General features: G+C 28.8%; 20 protein-coding genes. 11 read left to right on the top strand and 9 right to left on the bottom strand.

The window, feature by feature from the left end:
* Nucleotides 1-31: 31 nt before the first annotated feature.
* From argH to BXQ17_RS04455, 9 genes are all read right to left on the bottom strand, one after another.
* Nucleotides 32-1,309 carry an argininosuccinate lyase gene (argH, locus tag BXQ17_RS04495; protein ID WP_077809495.1) on the bottom strand — a complete coding sequence of 426 codons (1,278 nt, stop codon included), beginning with the start codon at nucleotides 1,307-1,309 and terminating at the stop codon, nucleotides 32-34.
* A gap of 101 nt (nucleotides 1,310-1,410) precedes the next feature.
* A complete protein-coding gene (locus tag BXQ17_RS04490) occupies nucleotides 1,411-2,481 on the bottom strand; it encodes a M20 family metallo-hydrolase (protein WP_187661427.1) in 1,071 nt (356 codons plus the stop codon).
* Nucleotides 2,481-3,263 (bottom strand): acetylglutamate kinase, encoded by a 783-nt coding sequence (gene argB / locus BXQ17_RS04485; RefSeq protein WP_077809494.1) that lies wholly within the window; start codon nucleotides 3,261-3,263, stop codon nucleotides 2,481-2,483. Before argB ends, BXQ17_RS04490 begins: the two co-directional genes overlap by 1 nt.
* Nucleotides 3,256-4,194 carry an acetylornithine carbamoyltransferase gene (locus BXQ17_RS04480; protein WP_077809493.1) on the bottom strand — a complete coding sequence of 313 codons (939 nt, stop codon included), beginning with the start codon at nucleotides 4,192-4,194 and terminating at the stop codon, nucleotides 3,256-3,258. The genes argB and BXQ17_RS04480 overlap by 8 nt, the downstream gene beginning before the upstream one ends.
* Nucleotides 4,188-5,318, bottom strand: a complete 1,131-nt coding sequence (locus tag BXQ17_RS04475) for an aspartate aminotransferase family protein (protein ID WP_077809492.1) — start codon at nucleotides 5,316-5,318, stop codon at nucleotides 4,188-4,190. Before BXQ17_RS04475 ends, BXQ17_RS04480 begins: the two co-directional genes overlap by 7 nt.
* Nucleotides 5,315-6,115 carry a pyrroline-5-carboxylate reductase gene (proC, locus tag BXQ17_RS04470; protein ID WP_077809491.1) on the bottom strand — a complete coding sequence of 267 codons (801 nt, stop codon included), beginning with the start codon at nucleotides 6,113-6,115 and terminating at the stop codon, nucleotides 5,315-5,317. Before proC ends, BXQ17_RS04475 begins: the two co-directional genes overlap by 4 nt.
* Before the next feature lie 114 nt (nucleotides 6,116-6,229).
* Nucleotides 6,230-7,207, bottom strand: coding sequence for an N-acetyl-gamma-glutamyl-phosphate reductase (gene argC / locus BXQ17_RS04465; protein WP_077809490.1), 978 nt, complete (start codon nucleotides 7,205-7,207; stop codon nucleotides 6,230-6,232).
* Nucleotides 7,208-7,209: 2 nt separating this feature from the next.
* The gene (locus tag BXQ17_RS04460; protein ID WP_077809489.1) at nucleotides 7,210-8,385 is read right to left on the bottom strand and encodes an argininosuccinate synthase; all 1,176 of its coding nucleotides are present in this window, start codon (nucleotides 8,383-8,385) and stop codon (nucleotides 7,210-7,212) included.
* Nucleotides 8,382-8,999: a GNAT family N-acetyltransferase gene (locus BXQ17_RS04455; protein WP_077809488.1), complete on the bottom strand. Its 618-nt coding sequence runs from the start codon at nucleotides 8,997-8,999 to the stop codon at nucleotides 8,382-8,384. Before BXQ17_RS04455 ends, BXQ17_RS04460 begins: the two co-directional genes overlap by 4 nt.
* Before the next feature lie 618 nt (nucleotides 9,000-9,617).
* Between BXQ17_RS04455 and BXQ17_RS04450 the strand changes: the two genes are divergently transcribed.
* The 11 genes from BXQ17_RS04450 (at nucleotide 9,618) to BXQ17_RS04400 (ending at nucleotide 18,549) form a co-directional block, all read left to right on the top strand.
* Nucleotides 9,618-10,031, top strand: a complete 414-nt coding sequence (locus BXQ17_RS04450; protein ID WP_077809487.1) for a DUF2141 domain-containing protein — start codon at nucleotides 9,618-9,620, stop codon at nucleotides 10,029-10,031.
* A 29-nt stretch (nucleotides 10,032-10,060) separates the two neighbouring features.
* Nucleotides 10,061-11,422, top strand: coding sequence for a 2TM domain-containing protein (locus BXQ17_RS04445; RefSeq protein ID WP_077809486.1), 1,362 nt, complete (start codon nucleotides 10,061-10,063; stop codon nucleotides 11,420-11,422).
* Nucleotides 11,422-11,745 (top strand): 2TM domain-containing protein, encoded by a 324-nt coding sequence (locus BXQ17_RS04440; protein WP_077809485.1) that lies wholly within the window; start codon nucleotides 11,422-11,424, stop codon nucleotides 11,743-11,745. Before BXQ17_RS04445 ends, BXQ17_RS04440 begins: the two co-directional genes overlap by 1 nt.
* Nucleotide 11,746: 1 nt before the next feature.
* Complete coding sequence (locus BXQ17_RS04435) at nucleotides 11,747-12,031, top strand: 2TM domain-containing protein (RefSeq protein ID WP_077809484.1); 285 nt, start codon at nucleotides 11,747-11,749, stop codon at nucleotides 12,029-12,031.
* 7 nt (nucleotides 12,032-12,038) lie between these two features.
* Nucleotides 12,039-12,374 (top strand): 2TM domain-containing protein, encoded by a 336-nt coding sequence (locus tag BXQ17_RS04430; RefSeq protein WP_077809483.1) that lies wholly within the window; start codon nucleotides 12,039-12,041, stop codon nucleotides 12,372-12,374.
* 2 nt (nucleotides 12,375-12,376) lie between these two features.
* On the top strand, nucleotides 12,377-12,685 hold the full coding sequence (locus tag BXQ17_RS04425; protein WP_077809482.1) for a 2TM domain-containing protein: 309 nt from the start codon (nucleotides 12,377-12,379) through the stop codon (nucleotides 12,683-12,685).
* 40 nt (nucleotides 12,686-12,725) lie between these two features.
* Complete coding sequence (locus BXQ17_RS04420; RefSeq protein WP_077809481.1) at nucleotides 12,726-13,481, top strand: LytTR family DNA-binding domain-containing protein; 756 nt, start codon at nucleotides 12,726-12,728, stop codon at nucleotides 13,479-13,481.
* 190 nt (nucleotides 13,482-13,671) lie between these two features.
* The gene (locus BXQ17_RS04415; protein WP_077809480.1) at nucleotides 13,672-15,069 is read left to right on the top strand and encodes a sensor histidine kinase; all 1,398 of its coding nucleotides are present in this window, start codon (nucleotides 13,672-13,674) and stop codon (nucleotides 15,067-15,069) included.
* Nucleotides 15,069-15,809: a LytTR family DNA-binding domain-containing protein gene (locus tag BXQ17_RS04410; RefSeq protein ID WP_077809479.1), complete on the top strand. Its 741-nt coding sequence runs from the start codon at nucleotides 15,069-15,071 to the stop codon at nucleotides 15,807-15,809. Before BXQ17_RS04415 ends, BXQ17_RS04410 begins: the two co-directional genes overlap by 1 nt.
* 97 nt (nucleotides 15,810-15,906) lie before the next feature.
* On the top strand, nucleotides 15,907-16,908 hold the full coding sequence (locus BXQ17_RS04405) for a bifunctional oligoribonuclease/PAP phosphatase NrnA (protein ID WP_077809478.1): 1,002 nt from the start codon (nucleotides 15,907-15,909) through the stop codon (nucleotides 16,906-16,908).
* Between the two features lie 69 nt (nucleotides 16,909-16,977).
* The gene (locus tag BXQ17_RS04400) at nucleotides 16,978-18,549 is read left to right on the top strand and encodes a helicase HerA-like domain-containing protein (RefSeq protein ID WP_077809477.1); all 1,572 of its coding nucleotides are present in this window, start codon (nucleotides 16,978-16,980) and stop codon (nucleotides 18,547-18,549) included.
* Nucleotides 18,550-18,576 lie beyond the last annotated feature (27 nt).

Below are 18,576 nucleotides of genomic sequence, written 5' to 3'. Positions count from 1 at the left end.
TTTACATTTAGTGAACAAGGTTTTTTTTTAATTATTTTTTAGGATATTTTTCTCTAATTTTTTCTAAGGATAAATTATGGATACTTCCAACATGCGAATGTTGTTTTCCTAAATCTGGTTTGTAAGTTCCTTCTTGAACTTGACCGCCAATTTTTTGATAAGCTTCTCTAAAAGACATGCCTTCTACTACCAAATTATTAATAGAATCTACGGTAAATAAATATTGATACTTTTCGTCATTTAAATCGATATCCTTTACAATCACTTGTTGTATCGCATAATTAAAAATGTCTAAAATGTCTTTTACATCTTCAAAAGCAGCAATAATATTTTCTTTTAATAATTGAAAATCTCTATGATAACCTGTTGGTAAATTATTTGTAATCAATAACATTTCTGAATGCAAAGCCTGAATTTTATTACATTTTCCACGGATCAATTCAAAAACATCAGGATTTTTTTTGTGAGGCATAATGCTGCTTCCTGTAGTTAATTCATCAGGAAAAGTGATAAAACCAAAATTCTGACTCATATACAAACAAACATCCATCGCAAAACGAGCCATTGTATTACACAATCCGCCCAAAGCAGCAGCAATAGAACGTTCACTTTTACCACGACTTAATTGTGCAGCTACAACATTGTATTTTAATGTTGCAAAATCTAATTCTTTAGTGGTTAACTCTCTATCTATAGGAAAAGAAGAACCATAACCAGCAGCAGAACCTAAAGGATTTTGATCTACAACTTTAGAAACTGCATTTAAAACGTAAACATCATCAATTAATAACTCTGCATAAGCAGAAAACCACAACCCAAAAGATGATGGCATTGCAACTTGTAAATGTGTATAACCAGGTAATAATGATTCTTTATGTGTATCAGCTAAATTTAATAACGTATCAAATAGAACTTTTACTTTATCATTTACAATGGCTAAATTTTCTTTATAATATAAATGTAAAGCCACTAAAACTTGATCATTTCTAGAACGAGCTGTATGAATTTTTTTACCGACTTCACCTAACTTGTTGGTTAATTCCCATTCGATTTTAGAATGTACATCTTCAAAAGAAGGTTCTATCACAAATGTTCCGTTTTCTATATCTTTTGCCAGTTCTTCTAAACCTTTTTTAAGGTCTTTTAATTCATCCGTAGAAATAATTCCTATAGATTCTAGCATTATTGCGTGGGCCAAAGAAGCTTGTACATCATATTTTGCAATATGAATGTCAATTTCTCTATCATTACCAACTGTAAAATTTTCTATTTGTTTGTCTATTGAAAACCCTTTATCCCAAAGTTTCATAATTTTTATTTTTTGTTGTCATTGCGAATGTATTGAAGTAATCATATCATTAATGAAGAGATAACTTCGTCATATTCTTTCGTAATGACGATTATATAATTTTAAACAATTACATTATTTAGTAATTCGATATAAATCTGTATTCCTTCTTCAATTTCTGCAACATATATAAATTCATTTGCAGAGTGAGAACGCGTGCTATCGCCAGGTCCTAATTTTAAAGATTGGCAACTTAACACAGATTGGTCTGATAGGGTAGGAGAACCATAAGTTTCTCTTCCCATTGCTATACCTGCTTTTACTAATTCGTGATTTAAAGATATTGAAGATGAATTTAATCGTAAACTTCTAGGTTTTATCTCTGTACAAGGAGATTGGTTTTGTAAAATATCTGCAATTTCTTGATTTGAATACGCATCGTTTACACGAACATCTACAACTAAATCTACATGCGCAGGTACAACATTGTGTTGTTTGCCTGCATTTATTTGAGTTACTGTCATTTTTACATCGCCTAAAGCTTCCGAAGATTTCTCGAATTTAAAATCTTTAAACCACTGTAAAACTTCTATTGTATTGTAAATTGAATTGTCATTATTTGGATGAGCTGCATGACTTGGAGTTCCTTTTACTACTGCATCAAAAACTACCAATCCTTTTTCTGCCACTGCTAAATTCATTAATGTTGGCTCACCAACAATAGCAACATCTATATGCGGTATTATTGGCAACATACTATTTAATCCGTTTGGTCCAGAGCTTTCTTCTTCTGCAGACGCAACAATAACTAAATTATATTTTAAATTTTCTAAAGCGTAAAATTTTGTAAAAGTTGCCATTAAAGAAACCAAACAACCGCCAGCATCGTTAGCACCTAAACCAAATAATTTACCATCTTTTACAAAAGCTTTAAAAGGGTCGTTTGTGTAAGCCGAGTTTGGCTTTACAGTGTCGTGATGCGAGTTTAATAGTAATGTAGGTTTGTTATCATCAAAATATTTATTGGTTGCCCAAACATTGTTTTTTGTTCTTTTAAAAGGAATTTCAAACTCTTTAAACCAATTTTCTATTAGAGTTGCTGTTTGGTCTTCTTCGGATGAAAATGATTGTGTTTCAATCAGATTTTTTAAAAGTGATATTGCTTTTTCTGTTAATTTTTCAATAGAAATCATTATAAAGTTATAGTTGTGAAGTTGTTGTTTTCTTTAGTGAACATGGCTGTATTGCCAATATGAACTTTTTGGACACCATTTTGTAGAGCATCAAAACAATTGTCTAATTTCGGAATCATTCCGTCTGAGATAATTCCATTTTTTAGTAAATTTTGATATGTTTCAGAATCGATATTTTTTATTACTGATTCTTTATCAGAAAAATCTTGTAAAACACCATTCAATTCAAAACAATAGTAAATAGATGTGTCATAAATTTTGCTCATACCAACACCAATTGTACTTGCAATTGTATCTGCATTTGTGTTTAATAATTGTCCATTTCCATCGTGCGTAATTGCACAAAATACAGGTGTAAAATCTGCTTTAATTAATTTATCTATAGAGTTAGAGGCTATTTCTTTAACATCACCAACATAACCAAAATCTATTTTTTTGATAGGTCTTTTATTAGATTTAATACTATTAATGTCTGCACCAGTTAAACCAATTGCATCTACTTGTAAAGCTTGTAGTTTTGCAACAATATTTTTGTTAACTAAACCACCATAAACCATAGTAATAACTTCTAAAGTTTCGGCATCGGTAATTCGTCTACCATCAATCATTTTAGAAGTTATTCCTAGTTTAGACGCAACACTTGTAGCTCGTTTACCACCACCGTGAACTAAAATTTTATTCCCTTCTAAATTGGAAAAAAGTTTTAAGAAAGCAGCCAAAGATGTTTCATCTTCGATAATGTTTCCTCCAATTTTTATGATTGATAGTTTTTCTTTAAGCATTTTCTAGAATTTTTTTCAAAACTAATTGCGCTGCATATGTTCTGTTGTTAGCTTGTTCTATTACCAAAGAAGCATCAGAATCTAACACAGCATCTTCTACAACAAGATTTCTTCTAACAGGTAGACAATGCATAAATTTTGCATCACCTATTTTATCTTTAGTAATGGTCCAGTTATTTTCTACATCTAAAACCTCGCCATAAGATTCATAAGAGCTCCAGTTTTTTGTGTATACAAAATCGGCGTCTTTAAATGCTTCTTCTTGGTTGTGGTAAACAGGAGTGTTTTTAGTAATTTCTTTGCTTAAATTGTATCCTTTAGGATTTGCAATTACAAAATCAACATTCATTTTATGCATTGCTTGCGTAAAACTATTTGCAACTGCATGTGGTAAAGCCTTAATATGTGGTGCCCAACTTAAAACTACTTTGGGTTTCTTTTTAGTTGAAAATTCTTCAATAGTAATTGCATCTGTTAAGCCTTGTAGCGGATGACCAGTTGCACTTTCCATACTAACAATTGGTACAGAAGCGAATTCTACAAAAGACTTTAAGATTTGTTCAGATTCGTCTTTTTCTTTATCTATTAAACCCGGAAAAGCTCTTACCGCAATAATATCGCAATATTGAGAAACAACAGCTGCTGCTTCTTTAATGTGTTCTGCAGTATTACCATTCATAATTGTACCGTCTCCAAACTCAATTCCCCAAGCATCGCCAGAAACGTTCATTACAATCGGATCCATTCCTAAATTTAAAGCTGCTTTTTGCGTGCTTAAACGTGTACGTAAACTAGAATTAAAAAATAATAAACCTAAAGTTTTATTTTTACCTAAATCTTTATTTTTTAAAGGATTTGCCTTTATTTCTTGAGCTTCTTTAATCCAAGAATTTATATTTTCTATATCATCGATAGAAGTATAATTTAGCATGATAATTCTATTTTTAAAGCATTAAAAAATGCGTTAACGTGTTCTTTTTTAATTGTTAAAGGTGGTAAGATTCTTAATAAATTAGGATTTTTTGCGCTACCTGTAAATATCTGTTGATTAAAAATTAATTTCTTACGCAGTTCTGCAATCGGAAAATCAAACTCTAAACCAAGCATTAAACCACGACCTTTAATATTTTTAATTTCAGAGATTTCTTTTGCTTTTTCTATAAAATAAGCAGAAATTTCTTTGACGTTTTGCATTAAGTTTTCTTCTTCTATAACTTCTAAAACAGTTGAAGAAGCAACCGATGCTAAATGGTTTCCGCCAAAAGTTGTACCCAATAAACCATAAGAAGCTTTAATATTTTTATGAATTAAAATACCACCTATAGGAAAGCCGTTTCCCATACCTTTTGCAATTGAAATTATATCTGGTGTTACATTGTATTTTTGAAAAGCAAAAAAATCTCCTGTTCTTCCAAATCCAGATTGTACTTCATCAGCAATAAAACAAGTATTGTATTTTTTACATAAAAGATCTACGCCTTTATAAAAAGCGGTATTACTTTCATCTAAACCACCAACACCTTGTATACATTCTATAATTACTGCACAAACATCGTTTTTAGCTAATGCTTTTTCTAAGGCAACTAAATCGCCTAATTCTAAAATTTCTACCTCTTGTTGTGCGTTAATTGGTGCTATAATTTTTGCGTTGTCTGTTGCCGCAACTGCTGCAGAAGTTCTACCGTGAAATCCGTTTTTAAATGCAATAACTTTTTTCTTTTGGTTATGAAAAGAGGCTAGTTTTAAAGCATTTTCATTAGCCTCTGCACCAGAATTACATAAAAATAATTCATAATCTGGGCAACCAGAAAACGAAACTAATTTTTCTGCCAATGCCTTTTGTAGCGGATTCTGAATCGAGTTGCTATAAAAACCCAATTTAGAAACTTGTTCTGATATTGCCGCTACATATTTTGGATGCGAATGCCCAATAGATATTACTGCATGACCACCGTATAAATCTAAATATTTTGTATCGTTTTCATCAAAAACATATACACCTTTAGCTTTTACAGGAGTGATATCGAATAATGGATATACATTAAATAAACTCATATTTGTTCTTTTTTAATGTTATTAATTTTGTTAAAAGAAGCAACCATACCTTGTATTAAAGAAGAGCTCAAACCCTTATGTTCCATTTCATTTAAACCTTCTATAGTACAACCTTTTGGTGTTGTAACTCTGTCAATTTCTTCTTCTGGATGATTGCCGTTAGTTATTAATAAATTTGCAGCGCCTTCACTAGTAAACATTGCCAATTCTTGCGCTTCTTTTGCATCAAAACCTAACTGAATAGCAGCTTGAGTTGTTGCTCTAATTAGACGCATCCAAAAAGCGATTCCGCTAGCACAAACCACGGTTGCAGCTTGCATTTGACTTTCTGGAATACTTAAAGAATGTCCTAGCCGATTAAAAATAGCTTCTGCAATTTTAATACGTTTTTCGCCTTGTGGGTTGCTACACATACACGTCATAGATTTACCAACTGCAATAGCGGTATTTGGCATTGCACGAATTATAAATTTATCAGCACCAATTTCTTCTTCTATTTGCGGAATCAAAAAACCAGTTATTGTAGAAATAACTACATGTTTTTCTGTTAAATAAGGCTTTATATCTCTTAAAATTCCTTCAAAATGTGCAGGTTGAACTGCAAAAATTAAAATATCAGAATTTTTTACAGCGGTAATATTATCTGTAGTTAAAAAAACATTTGTGTATCCTTCAAACTCTGCAATACCATCAATATTTCTTTTTGTAAGGTATAAAGAAGTAATTGCATTGTTGGTAATTAAACCTTTTGCAATAGATTTTCCTAAATTTCCTGTACCTATAATTGCTATTTTCATTTTTATTTTTTTTGGGCGTTACCTAAAGGTCGCGCTTTCCGTTATATCTTTTTTTGCCATATGTGGCAACAAAAAAAGGATGCCACTTCAATCGCTAACGCGGGCTTTGGCTTCTTAAAAATAATTTGCTTTTAAATTTAAACCTAACGTTTCTTCAAAGCCATACATTAAGTTTAGATTCTGTATTGCTGCACCAGATGCACCTTTTAATAAATTATCAATTGTACTTGTAATTAATAATTTGTTGCCGTGTTTTTCTAGTTGTACCAAGCATTTATTTGTGTTTACAACTTGTTTCATAAAAATACTTTCATCAGAAACAATTGTAAAAGCGGCGTCTTTATAGTATTCTTTATAAATTGTTTTCGCCTCTTCTATAGTGCCATCAAATTTTGTATATGTTGTTGCAAAAATTCCTCTAGAAAAATCGCCTCTATTTGGCATAAAGTTAATTTCACTATTAAAATCTGCTTGCAATTGTTTAACTGTCTGATTTATTTCACCTAAATGTTGGTGATTAAAAGCTTTATAATGAGAAAAATTATTGTCTCGCCATGTAAAATGAGTAGTTGCAGATAAAGAAGTACCTGCACCAGTTGCACCTGTTACGGCATTAATATGAACATCATTTTTAAGCAATCCGTTTGCAGCTAAAGGTAAAATTGCCAATTGTAAGGCGGTAGCAAAACAACCAGGGTTTGCAATGTATTTAGCAGATTTTATTGCTTCTTTTTGCAATTCTGGTAATCCGTATACAAACTCTTTACCCTCAAAGTTTTTATCAGCAGTTAATCTAAAATCATTACTTAAATCAATAATTTTTGTAGTATTAGAAAAACTATTTTTTTGTAAAAAAGCGGTTGAATTTCCATGTCCTAAACATAAAAATAAAACATCAACATTAGCATTAACTTCACTAGAAAAACTAATATCTGTAGAACCTACCAAATCTTGATGAACTTTATATAATTTGTTACCAGCATTAGAAGTACTGTATACAAAGTTTATGTTTGTTTTTGGATGATTTAATAATAATCGAATTAATTCTCCTGCAGTATAACCTGCGCCACCAATAATTCCTACTTCTAACATAATTAAGAATTTACTTGTTTGTATATTTTATTTTGATTCCCAATAATTTTTATAAAACCTTTCGCGTCATCGGCTGTCCAAGCTTTATTTTCTTCACCATAAGTACTAAAAGCACTCGACATTAAATCATGGTCAGATACTATTCCGTCTAAAGTAAAATGATATGGTTTTAAAGAAACCACCACATTACCAGAAACCATTTTTTGCGAACTTTGTAAAAAAGCTTCCGTATCTCTCATTACAGGATCTAAATATTGTCCTTCGTGTAAATGCATTCCATAAAAACTAGATAAATACTCTTTGTGTTGTAACTGCCATTTTGTAAGCGTGTGTTTTTCTAATAAGTGATGTGCTTTCACAGTAATTAATGCCGCGGCAGCTTCAAAACCAACTCTACCTTTAGTACCCACAATTGTATCACCAACATGAATATCTCTACCAATTGCATATTTAGAAGCAATTTCGTTTAGATTTTCAATATTTATCTCAGGCTTATTTTCTTGTCCGTTTAAAGCAACAAATTCACCATTTTTAAAAGTTAGCGTTACTTTTTCTTCTCCTTCTTTTTCTAATTGAGAAGGATATGCTTCACTGGGTAAAGGTTTTTCAGATTTTAAAGTTTCTACACCACCAACACTTGTTCCCCAAAGGCCTTTGTTTACAGAATACTTAGATTTCTCCCAATTCATGTCAATTCCTTCAGATTTTAGATAATCTATTTCTTCTTGTCTAGATAATTTTTGATCTCTAATAGGTGTAATAATTTTAATGTTTGGCGCTAAAGTTTGAAAAATCATGTCAAATCTAACTTGATCATTACCTGCACCAGTGCTACCGTGTGCAATATATTCTGCATCTATGCTTTTTGCATATTCTATAATTTCTATTGCCTGAATAATTCTTTCTGCACTAACAGAAAGTGGATATGTGGCATTTTTTAGAACATTACCAAAAATTAAATATTTAACTACTTTGTTGTAAAAAGTAGCTACTGCATCTATATTTTTATAGGTTGTAACACCCATTTTATAAGCGTTACTTTCTATATTTTTAATTTCTTCGGATGTAAAACCACCTGTGTTTACACTTACAGCATGTACATCATAATCTTTAGATAAACTTACAGCACAATAAGAAGTATCTAAACCACCACTATATGCAATTACTAATTTTTTCATTTTTTATCTTTTTTTAAAAACAAGTTTTGTTTTATATGTTTTAATCTTTTAAAAACGTTTTCTTTAACCTCTTTTGTGGCTTCTTTATTATTGTTTTTTGGATCAAATAACATTCCTGTACACAAGCACATTTTTCTATCAGTTCTTGTTAAAACATCAAAATTTCTGCAAGTTTGGCAACCATCCCAAAAGCTTTGGTCGTCTGTTAATTCAGAAAAAGTTACAGGTTTATAACCTAAATCGCTATTTAATTTCATTACAGCTAAACCCGTTGTAATACTAAATACTTTAGCATCTGGAAATTTGGTTCTAGAATGTTTAAAAATTACAAGTTTAATTTTTTTGGCTAAACCAATATTTCTATAATCTGGGTGCACTATTAGACCAGAGTTGGCAACAAATTTACCATGACCCCATTGTTCTATATAACAAAAACCGGCAAACATACCACCATCTAAAGCAATAACAGCGTTGCCGTTTTCCATTTTTTTGGCAACGTATTCTGGCTTTCTTTTGGCAATACCAGTTCCTCTTACTTGAGCAGCATCTTCTATTGTCTTACAAATAATATCTGCGTAAATTATATGTGATTTATTAGCAATTACAATTTCCATTGTATTGATATTTAAAATTTAAATGTATTTGATATTTGTTTTTGAATGCAGAATTGGACTCACCTAATTCCATAACTTACTAAACACCCAAAGGGCGAGGTGAGAAAAAGCGGCGTACAGAAATACAATTACTATAAATTGTAATTATTTTGTTTTGTAGGCTTTGTAAGTTTTGCGTGTGAAACATGATTATAAAAAAATAAAAATTATGGTACTCTCTTCTTGTTGCTAAAAAAGATATTAGCGTTTAGTATTGCGTCGTCGCAATCTGGGAACCATTGTATTTATTTTATTTTCTGTTATAAACATGTGGTAAAAGTATAGTATTTTTTAAATACAGAAATAAAAAAAGAAAAGAATTTTTAATTTTTATCAATTTATTAAAATATACCCATATCAATTCATAATTATTAATTTTTCTATACATAAAGTCATCTCTAATTACATATTACAACTAATTAAAAATCAGTTATCATTCAGATTATTAATTAAAAGAGGTAGAATTTTTAATTTTTTTACAATTCATCATACTAATTATACAGTTCGGTATTGTTTAGTTTTAAAAACTGTACTTGTGTTGCATCTTTGAACCATAATTAATAACAAAAACCACACAACATGAAAACTTTAGTATCTTTTTTAGTAATTGCAATGTTAACATTAACAAATGATTTAATTGCGCAAAACAAAACAATAACAGCAACTGTAGTAAATGTAACTTCAGATTCTGGTAAAGTAGGATTTGCGCTGTATGACAAATCTAACTTTAGATTAAAACCAATAAAAGCATCAGCATCTAAAATTATAGACGGCAAAAGTGTCGTTGTCTTTAAAGATGTAATCGCTGGAGATTATGCAATTATTTGCTACCATGATAAAAATGACAACGATAAAATGGATTTTAAATCTAACGGAATGCCATTAGAAGATTACGGTGCATCTAATAATGTTATGAGTTTTGGACCTCCAAATTTTGAAGATTCTAAATTTACAGTTTCTGATAAAGATGTATCTTTAGAGATAAAATTTTAAGAATTTATTTATAAAATTAAATAGTAAAAATGTTTGCAACCAACTCGAATTTATTTAAAGAATTAAGAAAAGATTCGTTAATTTCTTTAAAGCTAGCTTTAATTTTAGGAGTAGTGTTTATACTGATAAATCAACAGTTTACAGTAAAAGGAATGGCTCTAACATTTTTAATATCTGCTATGTATTCTTTTACATTAGGTTTAGGAAACGGAGTTTTAAACGAATTCTTAAACAAAAAATGGGATTGGGTTACCGAAACTAATAGCAGAGTTTGGGCTGGTGTTATAGCAACATTTATTTATACTGTTATTGCAGTTTTAATTATTCATTATGTGCAATACATTTTAATATTTGGCTACAAATTCGAAGACTTTTTTAAAGGATTTTTAATTTGGGTTCATTTATTTGCCATCGTTTTTTCTCTTGGAGTAGCCGTTTTTTTTCATGCAAAGGGTTTTATGATCAACTGGAAAAAGGCAATGACCAAAGAAAGTACGCAACAACAAATTGTGGCGAAAACAGAAACTGCAAAGTTCGAATCTCTTAAAAATCAGTTAGATCCTCATTTTTTATTCAATAGCTTAAATGTTTTAACCAGTTTAATTGGAGAAAACCCTAATCAAGCAGAAAAATTTACAACCAAACTTTCTAAAGTTTATAGGTACGTTTTAGAACAAAGAAATAAAGATTTAGTACCAATTACCGAAGAATTAAATTTTGCAAAAACCTACATGCAACTATTAGGTATGCGTTTTGAAGATGCTGTAAAATTTAATATACCAGATATTGTAAGTAACAACGATCTTAAAATTGTGCCATTATCACTGCAATTATTACTAGAAAATGCAGTAAAACACAATGTGGTTTCATCTTCAAAACCTTTAGAAATATCAATTTACGAAGAAGATAATTATTTAATCATAGAAAACAACATCAATCCTAAAGAAGCAATAGGTAAAAGCACCAAAGTTGGGTTGCAAAATATTGCAGACAGATACGGATTAATCACTCAGAAAGGAGTGAAAATAGAAAACAATAACAAAACTTTTAAGGTGAGCTTGCCTCTCTTATATAAAATAAATGACATTATGTACACAGACGATTTAGAAAACAGCAAATATGTTAAAGCAGTAGAAAAAGTAGAGAAATTAAAAGAATTTTATCAGAATTTAGCTTCTTACTGTATTGTAATACCTTTTTTAATATTTATCAATTTAAGATTTTCTCCAGGTTTTCACTGGTTTTGGTTTCCCATTTTTGGTTGGGGAATGGGCTTAATTTTTCACTTCTTAGAAGTTAATAATTACAATATTTTCTTAGGAAATAATTGGGAAGACAGAAAAATTAAAGAGATAATGGATAAAGAAAATCAGCAAAAAAATTACAGATAATGAAAACGAATTATACAGAAGAACAAAATTATATTTTAGCAAAAAAGAAGGTAGAAAGGTTAAGTAAGTTTTACAAGCATTTAGCAGTTTATATTGTAGTTAATACTTTTTTAAGTGCAATTTTTATTGTTGGTGATATAAATGATGGTAGTAATTTTACACAAGCAGTGTTTTACAATAGCAACTATAAAATTTGGTTGTTTTGGGGAATAGGAATCGCTTTTCAAGCCATAAATACATTTGGTTTAAATATCTTTTTTACAAATGATTGGGAAAAAAGAAAGATAGATAAATTTATGAACGAACAAAATTATAGACAATAAAATGGAGGTAAATTATACACAAGAACAAAAACTTTTTGTTGCCAAAAAAAGGGTGAAAAAGATTAAAGGTTTCTATTCTCACTTAACCGTTTACTGCATTGTAATACCAACTTTAATTTTTATTAATTTAAAATTCGATCCTAGTTTTCATTGGTTTTGGTTTTCTTTATGCGGTTGGGGTATTGGTCTTTTCTCTCATTGGTTTGCGGTTTTTGGCTTGAACTTATTAGGTCTTGGAGAAAATTGGGAAGAAAAGAAAATTAAAGAATTAATGAATAATAATTAAAACTGTTATGGAAAAAGATTTTAGAAAAGAACAGCAATATATCAAAGCAAAAAAAAGAGTAAAAGCCATTAAAGGTTTCTACATTCACTTAATAGTTTTTGTGTTGGTAAATATTTTTATTAGCGGAATTGTTATTTTTGGTTTAATGCAAAATGGATATAATTTTAAAGAAGCATTAACCAATTTCGGCACCTATTCTACATGGTTATTCTGGGGAATCGGTATGTTTTTTCATTGGTTAGGTGTATTCGGATTTAATTCTATTGGTTTTGGCTCTAATTGGGAAGAAAAAAAAATTAATGAGATTTTAGACAGACAAAATGATAGAGACAACAAAAGGTAATTATGAAAAATGCAGATGAATACAACTATGCAAAAGCAAGAAAGAAAGTAGAAAACATTAAAAAGTTTTACAAACACGTAGTTACTTATTTAATAGTAAATTTATTTTTCACATTTGTTTGGAAATTTTCGTTTAAAATATTTGGAAACTTTATATTGAGCAATCAATATGATAGTGACGGATTTATACACATTCCGTTTTGGTTAATTTGGGGAATCTTCTTAATTTTTGATGCATTTAGAACTTATGATGTGATTACTATTTTTGGTAAAGATTGGGAAGAGAGAAAAGTAAAAGAGTTTATGAAATAATACATTTCATTCAAAAAAAGTAAATAAGAAAACAATTTCTATGAACGTATTAATAATTGAAGATGAAAAACCTGCTGCAAGAAGATTAAACAGAATGTTAGCAGAATTAGATATAGAAGTACAACAAATGTTACATTCTGTAGAAGAATCTTTAAGTTGGTTACAAAACAATACGCACCCAGATTTAATATTTTTAGATATTCAATTATCAGACGGTTTGTCTTTTGAAATCTTTGAAGAAATAGAAGTAAAGTCTGCAATAATTTTTACAACGGCTTATGATGAATATGCTTTAAAAGCGTTTAAATTAAATAGTATAGATTATTTGTTAAAACCTTTAGATGAAGATGAATTAAAGATTGCTGTAAATAAATTTAAAGAAAATCAACCAAAGCAATCAGACGTTCAAGTAAACTTAGATGATATCCGTAAACTTTTGGTAAATCCTGTAGATCGTAAATTTAAAAAACGAATCTCAATCAAAGTTGGGCAACATATCAAAATTATTAATATTGATGAAGTTGAATGTTTTTATAGCGAAAATAAAGCTACGTATATTCATACTTCAGAAAATAGAAATTATTTGTTAGATGGCTCTTTAGAAAATTGGCAAGAGCAATTAGATTCAGAAAAGTTTTTTAGAGTAAACCGTACTTTTATTATCAATATTAATTCGATTAAAGATATCATTGCCTATTCAAATTCGCGTTTAAAGTTAATTTTAAATTCTTATAATGAATCCGAAATTATTGTAAGTAGAGAACGAGTAAAAGATTTTAAGAATTGGATTGATTAGAGTTCAAAGTTCAAATTTTAAAGTTTAAAGTTAAAAAGGAGAAAAGTCTGTCACTTCGAATGTTTTTCTGAAGAATGAAGAAAAAAGTATCGAGAAGTATTTAACAACTCACTAATTAAAAACAACAATTCACTATATTTCTTTTTTTATTGAAAGTGATAAATTCCATTTTTGATGAAAATTAGAAATTATGAAAAGAAAAGTAAGGTTAATATTAGTATCGTTAGTTGTTTATTTAATTATAATTTTAAGTTCACATATTATTTCGAAATCATTAAATAATTATGAAAAAGATGATTTTTTTAGAGTTTATGTTACATCATTTATAATAATTTTCTTACCAGTTTCTATATCAATATTCACTTTTAGAAAAAATCAAAAAAGCAATTTTTATATTAAAGCTCCATTAATTTCTTTTGGATTAGTTTTTGTAGCTATTTATTTATATTTCTCGAAAATATTATTGAAAGAAAGTTATAGTTTTTTAGAATTTACAACTTTAATGAACTCTTTAATTGGTTTTTTTATCTCATTATTATTTAATTTTTTGTTATTGATTAAATCGAAATATGCTGATAAAAATGTAAAGTTATTCTTAAAAGTTAGTTATTCAATTAAGAAGATTTTAATAATAGCTCTAACTACAACAATTATATATAGTATTTTAATAATATTAGGTTCTGCTAGTTTTACAAAATTGATTTTTGTTTGGACAACATTATTTCCATTTGGTTTACTTTTCGCTTTTTTAACTATTACTTTTTTAAATAACTTTCAAAGCAATAATTTATTTAAAATTATTATTTTGTACTTGTTGGTTATACTTTTATTTGATTTTCTTACGACTCTGCCTTTAATGACTAGAACATATGAGATTACTTTTTCTAATAGGCTTTATTTAAACATATTATTGTCAATAGCCTTATTTTCACCTTATTACTTGTGTATAGTGCTATTAACTCATTTGTATTTTCTGAAACTTGTTTCAAAACAAGAAAAAACTTTCTTAATTCAACAATCTATAGAATCACAATTAAACTATCAGCAATTAAAAAATCAAATCAGTCCACATTTTTTGTTTAATAATATTAATGTTTTAACCAGTTTAATTGAAGAAAATCCAACAAAGGCCGTTTCATTTTCAGAGAATTTATCAAATATATATCGTTATTTTTTAGAACAAGAAAAACAAGATGTAGTTTTAGTAAAAGATGAAATTGAGTTTGCCAAAAGCTATTTAGAATTGTTAAAAGAACGTTTTGAAATCGGCTTTAATTATTTAATTTCTGTTGATGAAAGTGTAAATGATAAATATATTGTTTCAACGATTTTACAACAAGTTTTAGAGAATGTTGTAAAACATAATATTATAAATGAAAATAATATTGTTGATGTAAAAATTACATCCGAAGAAAATTATTTAATTGTAGAAAATAATAAGATTCCAAAATCAGTAAAGATAGAAAATTCAAAAAAAGGAATAGAAAATATAATACAAAGAATTGCTTATTTTACAGATGATAAAGTAATTATAAAAAAATCTGAAACACATTTTGTTATTCAATTGCCAATTTTAGAAACCGTTTAATGAAAGCCTTAATTATAGAAGACGAATTGCCATCAGCAAGAAGATTAGAGAGAATTTTAAAAGATTTTGATGTTGAAATTTTATCAGTATTAACATCAGTAAAATCTTCTATAAACTGGTTTCAAAATAATAAACAGCCAGATATTATTTTTCTAGATATTCAACTTTCTGACGGATTGTGTTTTGATATTTTTAAACAAATAGATATTACTTCTAAAATAATCTTTACAACCGCATTTAGTAACTATAGTTTAAAAGCTTTTGATTACAATAGTATTTCTTATTTACTAAAACCAATTAATAGACTAAAACTTTCTAATGCAATCGAGAAAGTTAAAGAAATTCATCAAAAAGATATCGACTTAGAAAAATTTAAAAAGTTAGTTAGTAATTTTAAGATTGATAATTTTAAAGAATCTTTTACTGTAAAAGTTGGTAAAAAGATTAAAATAATTGAAATCGATAGAATATCTTTTTTCTATAGTTTAGAAAATGCAACATATTTAAAAACTTCTAATTTAAATTATATAATTAATTACTCATTATCAAGTTTAGAAAATATTCTAAATCCAGAAAAATTTTTTAGAGTAAACAGAACTTTTATTGTGCATATTAACGCTATAAAAGATATCATTGCGTATTCTAATTCTCGTTTAAAGTTAATTTTAAATTCTTATAATGAATCCGAAATTATTGTAAGTAGAGAACGAGTAAAAGATTTTAAAAATTGGATTGATTAATTTTTAAATTGAAATTATTATTTCACTTCAATAATAATCCTAACTTCGCGAACTTTAAAATAATTACACTTCTAAAGTAATTATAAAAATAATTTTCATGAATATTTATAAGAAAATTGAAGCTGAAATATTAGCAGCTACTAACATCGTAATAACAGCTCATAAATCTGCAGATGGAGATTCTGTAGGTTCATCTTTAGGATTACTTCATTTTATAGAGAAATTGGGTAAATCTGCAGTAATTTGCCATCCCGATAAAGCACCAGAATTTTTACATTGGTTAGATACATCTTTAATAGTTTTAATGGATGAAAATCCTGAAGAAGTTACAAATAAAATAAGTAAAGCAGATTTAATTTTTTGTTTAGACTACAATGCAATTAGTAGAGTAGGGCCAGAAATGGAATCTTTGTTGGCAGCTTCTACTGCTAAGAAAATAATGATAGATCATCATTTAAATCCAGAAGATTTTCCTGATATTATTGTTTCTGAAACAACAGCATCATCAACATCACAATTAATTGTAGATTTAATAGAGCAGTCTGATAATTTAGATGTATTAGACGCTAAAATAGGTACTCCGTTGTATTTAGGTATTTTAACAGATACCGGTAGTTTTAGATTTAATTCTGTAAAACCAAGAACGCATGAGGTTTTGGCTAAATTATTAGCTGCAGGTGTAGAGCATCATTTAATTCACGAAAAATTGAGTGATAATAATACAGAAACTCGCTTGCGCTTGCAAGGTTTTGCAATGAGCGAAAAGTTAGAGGTTTTATATGATTATAATGTTGCTATAATTTCTTTGTCTAAAGAAGAATTGGCAAAATATAAATATGTTAAAGGAGATACCGATAATTTGGCAAATTTAGTTTTATCAATAAAAGGCATGAAAGCCGCAATTGTATTTACAGAAAGAGACGGAATTATGAAAATTTCTTTTCGATCTAAAGGAGCAGAAAATCCTGTAAACGTTCTAGCTAAAGAACATTTTAATGGTGGTGGTCATGCAAATGCAGCTGGCGGAATGAGTGAATTGTCTGTAGAAGAAACATTGGTAAAACTTAAAAGTTTAATTCCGGAATATTTTTCTAATTAGAAGGAACAAAACTCTTCAAATAATTTCTTAAATGTTAAAGTTTGATTATTTTTATCAAAATTTACGAAGATGAGTCAAAAGGAAGAATTTTTTGAATACATTAATAATGGCTACAAAACTAAAGGTGAGTCTATTGAGTTAGGCGCTGCAATGTTAGGTGAAGAAACCATAACAAACGCCATTGTTAAAGTTCCTTTAAAAACTTTAAATAGGCACGGTTTAATTGCTGGTGCAACAGGAACCGGAAAAACCAAAACTTTACAAGTTTTAGCAGAAAACCTTTCAGAAAAAGGAATTCCGGTTTTATTAATGGATATAAAAGGAGACCTTTCTGGTTTAGCACAACCAAGCCCAGGACATGCAAAAATAGACGAACGTCATGCAAAAATTGGATTTGAATTTACTGCTCAAAAATTTCCTATAGAAGTTCTAACGATATCTGAACAAGATGGTACAAGGTTGCGTGCAACAATATCAGAATTTGGACCAGTTTTGTTATCTAGAATTTTAGATTTAACAGAAACTCAAAGCGGAATTGTATCTATAATTTTTAAATATTGTGATGACAATAAATATCCGTTGTTAGATATTAAAGATTTTAAAAAGGTATTACAATTTGTAACGCAAGAAGGTAAAGAAGAAATTCAAGCAGAATATGGTCGAATTTCTACTGCAAGTACAGGTGCAATTTTGCGTAAGATTGTAGAAATAGAACAACAAGGTGGCGATTTGTTTTTTGGAGAAAAATCTTTTGATGTAGAAGATTTAACAAGAATAGATGAAGACGGAAAAGGAATTATTTCTGTTTTACGTTTAACGGATATTCAAGATAAACCAAAGATGTTTTCTACATTTATGTTGCAATTATTGGCAGAAGTTTATGAAACTTTTCCAGAGCAAGGAGATTCAGGAAGACCAGAATTGGTTATTTTTATTGATGAAGCACATTTAGTTTTTGAAGAAGCTTCTAAAGCATTGCTTAATCAAATAGAAAGTATTGTAAAATTGATTCGTTCTAAAGGTATAGGTTTGTATTTTGTAACGCAAAACCCTAAAGATGTACCAGAAGATATTTTAGCACAATTGGGTTTAAAAATTCAGCATGCATTAAGAGCGTTTACTGCTAAAGACAGAAAAGCAATAAAATTGGCTGCAGAGAATTATCCAGATTCAGAATATTACGATACGAAAGAAGTATTAACTCAATTAGGTATTGGTGAAGCTTTTGTTTCTGTTTTAAACGAAAAAGGAATACCAACACCATTGGCTAGAACAATGTTAAGAGCACCAATGAGTAGAATGGATGTTTTAACACCCAAAGAGCTTAAAAGTGTTATTAATAATTCGAGACTTTTTTATAAATACAATGAAAATTTAGATAGAGAAAGCGCTTATGAGTTGCTAAACTCTAAAATTGAAAAAGTTAATTTAGCTGAAGCAAAAGCAATTAAAGAAGCTGAAGAAAAGAAGGAAAGAGAAAAACTAGCGAAAGAAAAAGAACGAGAAAGAAAAAGAGAAGAAAAAGCCTCTAGAAGTTATTCTAGAAGAAGAAGTACAGCTCAAAACCCAATTGTAAAAGTACTTACAAGTGCAACCTTTATAAGAGCAGCCTTCGGAATATTAAAAAAAGTTTTAAAATAACAAAAATAGATATAGCACGTTATAAAC

Source organism: Polaribacter sp. BM10, from assembly GCF_002005425.1.
Lineage (GTDB): Bacteria > Bacteroidota > Bacteroidia > Flavobacteriales > Flavobacteriaceae > Polaribacter > Polaribacter marinaquae.
Note: the sequence above shows the minus strand (reverse complement) of the source record. Positions and strands in the feature narration are given on the sequence as shown.